This window comes from Bradyrhizobium sp. SBR1B, from assembly GCF_014198205.1.
Taxonomy (GTDB): domain Bacteria; phylum Pseudomonadota; class Alphaproteobacteria; order Rhizobiales; family Xanthobacteraceae; genus Bradyrhizobium.
Map to the genome: position 1 here is coordinate 955,137 of NZ_JACIHC010000001.1, position 6,195 is coordinate 961,331.

At 64.5% G+C, this 6,195-nt stretch carries 5 protein-coding genes and 1 pseudogene; 4 read left to right on the forward strand and 2 right to left on the reverse strand.

Features of this window, described 5'->3' with window-relative positions; all coding sequences use genetic code 11:
• Positions 1–14: 14 nt before the first annotated feature.
• Positions 15–1,274: an allantoate amidohydrolase gene (locus GGD61_RS04670; RefSeq protein WP_183230321.1), complete on the reverse strand. Its 1,260-nt coding sequence runs from the start codon at positions 1,272–1,274 to the stop codon at positions 15–17.
• A gap of 120 nt (positions 1,275–1,394) precedes the next feature.
• On the opposite strand from GGD61_RS04670, the gene GGD61_RS04675 reads away from it, so the two are divergent.
• Positions 1,395–1,658, forward strand: a complete 264-nt coding sequence (locus tag GGD61_RS04675; RefSeq protein WP_183230346.1) for a hypothetical protein — start codon at positions 1,395–1,397, stop codon at positions 1,656–1,658.
• On the forward strand, positions 1,636–2,121 hold the full coding sequence (locus GGD61_RS04680; RefSeq protein WP_183230322.1) for a nucleoside deaminase: 486 nt from the start codon (positions 1,636–1,638) through the stop codon (positions 2,119–2,121). The genes GGD61_RS04675 and GGD61_RS04680 overlap by 23 nt, the downstream gene beginning before the upstream one ends.
• Before the next feature lie 134 nt (positions 2,122–2,255).
• On the opposite strand, the gene GGD61_RS04685 is transcribed toward GGD61_RS04680, so the two are convergent.
• A complete protein-coding gene (locus GGD61_RS04685; RefSeq protein ID WP_183230323.1) occupies positions 2,256–3,359 on the reverse strand; it encodes a hypothetical protein in 1,104 nt (367 codons plus the stop codon).
• Positions 3,360–3,906: 547 nt separating this feature from the next.
• Here GGD61_RS04685 and GGD61_RS04690 point away from each other — a divergent pair.
• Both GGD61_RS04690 and GGD61_RS04695 read left to right on the forward strand, forming a co-directional pair.
• Positions 3,907–5,496 carry an ABC transporter ATP-binding protein gene (locus GGD61_RS04690; protein WP_409362448.1) on the forward strand — a complete coding sequence of 530 codons (1,590 nt, stop codon included), beginning with the start codon at positions 3,907–3,909 and terminating at the stop codon, positions 5,494–5,496.
• Positions 5,480–6,103: pseudogene (locus GGD61_RS04695) on the forward strand (ABC transporter permease); the annotation flags it as partial. The gene GGD61_RS04690 and the pseudogene GGD61_RS04695, both read left to right, overlap by 17 nt.
• Positions 6,104–6,195: the final 92 nt, after the last annotated feature.

A 6,195-nucleotide genomic window follows, 5' to 3' on the forward strand; every position in this document is an offset into this window, starting at 1 on the left:
ACGACCTGATCGGGCTAACCTTCCCGCGGCCTGAAATTCTCGATCACCCGCAGCAGCACCCGCGCACCGGCGTCGGCGTCGGCGAGCTCCACATGCTCGTCCGGGTGGTGGCTGATGCCGCCGCGGCAGCGGACGAAGATCATGCCGACATCGGCGATGTCGATCATGGCCATGCCGTCATGCCCCGCTCCGCTCGGCAGCTCGAACACGGAGAACCCCTCCGCTCCGATCGCCCGCGCGATCTGCTCCTTGAGCCACGGCGCGCAAGGCGCGGTGCGGTTCTCGTGGGTGACGTCGAGCTGGAGGGCCAGGTGCCGGCGCTTGGCGATCGCCTCGATCTGGCGGACGATATCGGCGACCGCGCGCTTGCGGTGCATATCGGTCGGCGCGCGCATGTCGATGGTGAACGACACCTCGCCCGGAATGACGTTGGTGGCGCCGGGCCTCGCCTGGATGTAGCCGACGGTGCCGACAAGGCCGCTCTCGTCGGTGCGGCAAAACTGCTCGATCGCGCCGATGCATTCGGCCGCACCCGTGAGCGCATCGCGCCGAAGCGCCATCGGCACGGTACCGGCGTGCCCCGCCATGCCGGTCAGCCGCGCGGCAAGCCGCGTCGCACCGGCAATCGCGGTGACGACACCGACAGGCAGGTCCTGCGCTTCCAGCACCGGCCCCTGCTCGATGTGCAATTCGAGATAGGCAAGCAGCTCGCGCCGCGTCCGCGCGGCTGCTCCGATATGATCGGGATCGAGGCCGAACTGCACGAGCGCATCGCGCATCGACACACCGTCGCGGTCGCGCACATGCAACACACTCTCGTCGAAGGTGCCGGCCACGGCACGGCTGCCGAGCAAGGTCGAAGCGAAGCGCACGCCCTCCTCATCGGCAAAGCCGACGATCTCGATCGCGAACGGCAGGCGCTTGCCACGGCGATTGAGATCGGCAACGCAGGCGATGGCCGTGATCACCCCCAACGGCCCGTCCCATTTGCCGGCATCGCGTACGGTGTCGTAGTGCGACCCGAGCATCAGGCAGGGCGCGCCGGGCCGCTCGCCTTCGTAGCGGCCGCAGACATTGCCGATCGCGTCAAGGCGCGCGCTCATGCCGGCCTCGCGCATCCAGCTCAGCAGGAGGTCCGCCGCCTCGCGCAATTCCTTGGTGAGATAGATGCGGGTGAGGTTGTCGCCTGCTTCCGAGATCGCAGCCAGATCGTTGATCCGACGCACGATCTCTTCGCCGAGCGATGCATTTTGAACGGCGTTGGCGGCACCCATCTCGACGAGCTTTCTCTTCTCTGGACCGCGGCGGCAGCGGCTGTCCTGGCGACCATCGGTACACGGTCGGCGGCAAATCACGCACCGGCGCCCGTCCCAACCGCCGCGTGGTTAGCATGAATGCGCGTGCGCGGCAGGCTGCGTCGCGCCGGTCATGCACAGGCGTGGCAACCGTTCACCCAATATCAGGACCCGAACCGCCCGCATAATCAATATTTTCAATCGCTTATCCGGAATATACCGTCAATAAGCCGGGGGCGGCTGGTGGAGATGTTCCACGGCGAATTCGTGTATGAAGGACGGACCGGCGAAGCCGGTCTCGCCGCGATCGGTCGGCGCATGGCGGGGCAGCGGAGGATCGATGGCCGGCACATCGAAGCGTGACGAGCAGTTTCTGCGTTTGTCCTTCGCGGTCGCCCGCCGCTCCCTCACCCATGGCAACCACCCGTTCGGCTGCATCGTCGTCGATGCGGACGGCAAGGTGCTGATCGAGACCGAGAACGGCTACACGCCGGATCATGACGGCACCGCGCATGCCGAACGTCTCGCGGCCACCCAGGCCTGCCGCACACTCAGCCGCGAGGTGCTGGCGACAGCGACGCTCTATTCCTCGGCAGAGCCCTGCGCGATGTGCGCCGGCGCGATCTATTGGGCTGGCATCGGCCGCGTCGTCTATGGGCTCAGCGAGCATCGCCTGCGCGGCGTCACCGGCAACCATCCTGACAACCCGACCCTCGACTTGCCGTGCCGCGAGGTCTTTGCCAGCGGCCAGCGGCCGACCGAGGTCGTTGGTCCGCTGCTCGAGGACGAAGCCGCAGCGCTGCACGATGGTGTCTGGACGAAGTAGGCGTTACCACAAGTTCGGATCTGTAGGGTGGGCAAAGGCGCCCTTGCGCCGTGCCCACCATCGGATTGCTACGGCAGCAGAAGTCGTGGGCACGCTTCGCTTTGCCCACCCTACGGCTGCCACGTGTCAAGCAGTCAGAACTTCACTGTGATACCGGAGTAGAGCGAGGATTCGGTGCACGACCCCGTGCTCACCGTCCGGCCACCGACCGCCGCGGTACAGCCGACGGCAAGGTTGTGATCGAGACCGAACTTGTTCTGCCAGTAGCGGTAAGCCACCCAGACGTCCACGAAGTGGGAGTACTTGTCACCCCAGGCGGCCTTCGAGGCATCGAAGGTCAGGCGGATCGGCTCCGAATTCAACTCGACCGCCGTGTTGTAGACGCCGTTCGCTGGGCTGTAGGGAAGCGGTTCGGTGTCGGTGCCCTTCTTGCCGTACCAGCCGGCGCGGCCGCTGATCGAGAAATATTGCATGTTCGGCGGGAGGAAGCCGAGATCCATGTAGTAATTGACCTCGACCGCCCAGGTTGGCTTGAACGAGGTGTTGCCGTCTGCAAGACAGGTCACGCCGGGAACGCCCGCACCGAACAGTCCGCACTGGCTGAATGAGTTGTGATTGGCGAACTCCCAGTACACCAGCGGCGCGACGTTGATGTAACCCTTGTAGGGCAGATCGAACGCAAACTGCAGACCGCCGACGACGTCGCGCTTGGCCGCGCCGAAATACCGGTTTTCCGTGTTGGCATCCATGCCAACCTCGAACGAGATGTTGTGAAGCGGCCCCGCGGTGAAGGCCTTGGTGTCGAAGAGCTCATTCCAGCCGAACGTCGAGCGGAACAGTCCGTAGATCTCCGTTGCACCGGCGCACGTTGCCGGCGCGCCGAAGATCGTGCCCGCGTTGGTGCAGGGCGCAGACGGGTCATTGTGGTCGGACTTGAACATCGAGATGGTGAAGAAGTTCGTGCCGTATGCCCAGAGATCGAAATGCGTGAACGAGTAAACCTGCTTGGTGGTCTTGCTGTCGATCGATCCATCCGGCCGGAACGACCACGCACCGGGCTGCGAGGCGTTGAAGATGTAGGAGAAGGTGACGCGGTTATCGATCACCAGGAAGAACGGGAGATCCGCCGCCTTCTTGGCAGCCTTGACCGGCAGATCCGCCGCGAAAGCCAGGCCACCGGTGGCCAGCGTGGCAAGTGACAGCGCCGTTGCTGCAATTGCCCTGAAACGAAACGACATCCTGAATACCCCCAAGTTTGGACACGTCAATGAACGCCCTTGGGTGCGAGACTTGCGCCGATCTCCCGGAGGGAGAAGCCTCAACTTTTTTCAAGGCATGCCGCTTGTTTTGGCAAGGCGCAGCGTTTCTTCGTGGGATTTAGTAGGTTTTCTTGCAGCGGGCATGCGGCCCGCATGGCCGGCTATTGCCGGACACTCCCGTTTGATTTCGCTCTTCTTTCATGTCGAGCGGATGTTGGAGGACGGACGGTCAGGAGCCAATGTTGCGTCGATCCGCAATGCATAAGCGCGATGGCGCAACTTTGCTCACTGCGACGTCAAGGCTGCATAGCGGGTTCCGATTTGCCTTGAACCGTCACAAATCTGCAACAGGCGCCCGCGGAAGCCGCGCCCGTAAGGCAATGTGCGGGCGCCTGAACACGGGGCTTCGTCCCGGCGAGAGCCGGCGCGCTGCCACAAGCTGCCTGCCAAAGCGTTGAGCAAGGGATGACGCATTTTCCCACCTTACGCCGGGGTTCAAACTGGCCCACTATTGGGGCATTTCACCATGCAAGCGCATCAGCGAATGTTGGATTCGACACCTGACGGCCTGAATTCCGGCGAGTCCCCGCTGCTGCGGACGATCGGACTCACCAAACGCTATGGCGATTTCCTCGCCAACGATTCCATCGACATCGATATTTGGCCAGGCGAAATCCACGCGCTGCTCGGCGAGAACGGCGCCGGCAAGTCGACGCTGGTCAAGGCGATCTACGGGCTGATCCAGCCGAGCGCTGGCGAGATTCGCTGGCAGGGCCGACGAATCCTGCTGTCCGGACCTTCGGAAGCACGCGGCCTCGGCATCGGCATGGTGTTCCAGCACTTCTCGCTGTTCGACAATCTCACCGTCGCCGAGAACGTCGCGCTCGGCCTCGACGGACGAGAATCCTTCAAGGACATGTCGGCGCGACTGGAGCAGGTATCGGAGGCTTACGGCCTTCCGCTCGATCCCAAGCGCGAGGTCTGGCAATTGTCGGTCGGTGAGCGCCAGCGCATCGAGATCGTCCGGGCGCTGATGCAGGATCCGAAATTCCTGATCCTGGACGAGCCCACCGCCGTCCTGACGCCAAAGGAAGCCGATCAGCTGTTCGTCGTGCTGGAGCGGCTCAAGGCCGAAGGCCGCGCCATCCTCTACATCAGCCACAAGCTCGAGGAGGTGAAGCGGCTCTGCGACACCGCCACGATCCTGCGCGGCGGCAGGAAGGTCGAGACCTGCAATCCCCGGCGCGAGACCGCCGCTTCGCTGGCGCGCATGATGGTCGGCGGTGAGATCAAGGAAGTGAAGGCGGCATCCGGCCGGACAACCACCGTGCCGCGGCTCGTCGTCAACGATCTTTCGCTCGCGCCGAGCGAGCCGCATGGCGTCCGGCTCGAACACATCTCGTTCGAGCTGAAGGGCGGCGAGATCCTGGGCATCGCCGGCGTCGCCGGCAACGGCCAGGAGGAGTTGTTCGCCGCGCTGTCCGGCGAGCGGTCGTCGAAGGACCCCGGTACCGTGGTGATCGAAGGCATTGCCGCCGGCCATCTCTCCATCACGCAGCGACGCAGGCTCGGAGCAGCTTTCGTTCCCGAAGAGCGGCTCGGCCATGGCACCGCGCCGCGCATGAAGCTCTCGGAGAACGCGCTGCTCACCGGACATGCCGCGAGCGGCATGGTCCATCGCGGCTTCATCAATACCGCGGCCACGCTGAAGACCGTTGACCGCGCGACCGAGACGTTCGACGTCCGCAAGGCCAAGCGCGATCCGGAAGCCGCATCCCTCTCCGGCGGCAATCTGCAGAAGTTCATTGTGGGACGCGAGATCCTGCGCAACCCCGCTGTGCTGGTGGTGAGCCAGCCGACCTGGGGCGTCGATGCCGGCGCCGCCGCCGTCATTCGCCAGGCGCTGCTTGATCTGGCAACCGCGGGCGCCGCCGTGCTCGTGACCAGCCAGGATCTCGACGAACTCGCCGAGATCACCGACCGCATCGCTGTGATGTTCCACGGCAAGCTGTCGGCACCGCTCGCGACCCGCGAGGCAACGCGCGAAAATCTCGGCCTTCTCATGGGTGGCAGCAGCCTCGAGCCAAAGGAGGTCGCGCATGCAATTGGTGCTTGAGAAGCGCGCCGAGCGCTCGGGCACGATCGCGCTGGTCTCGCCCCTGATCGCGATCGGCCTCACCGTCGTGACCATGGTCATCCTGTTCGCGATACTCGGCAAGAATCCCCTGCTCGCCTTGCACGCCTACTTCATCGCGCCACTGACCGACGGCTATTCGTTGCAGGAGATCGCGGTGAAGGCAACGCCGCTGGTGATGATCGCCATCGGCCTGTCACTGTGCTATCTCGCCAATGCCTGGAACATCGGCGCCGAGGGTCAATTCCTGATCGGCGCGGTTGCGGGAAGCTGGATCGCGGTGAAGACGCAAGGCACCGACGCCGGCGCCTGGGTGCTGCCGGCCATGCTCGTCCTCGCTGCCGCTGCGGGTGCGCTCTATGCGCTGATCCCGGCGATCTGCAAGGTGAAGTTCGGCGCCAGCGAGATCCTGACCAGCCTGATGCTGGTCTATGTCGCCGACCTCTTCCTCGATTATCTCGTGCGCGGCCCCTGGCGCGACCCCAACGGCTTCAACTTCCCGACCACGGCCGAGTTCGATCCGGTGGCGACGGTGCCGTTGCTGATCGAGGGCGGCCGGCTGCATCTCGGCTCGATCATTGCGCTTCTAGCAGGCTGTTGAAAAAGGCACTCGCCGTCGACCGGTGACCGTGATTCATTGGCTCCGACGAGATTCGGAGATGGTGCGTGCGCGGCGGGGAC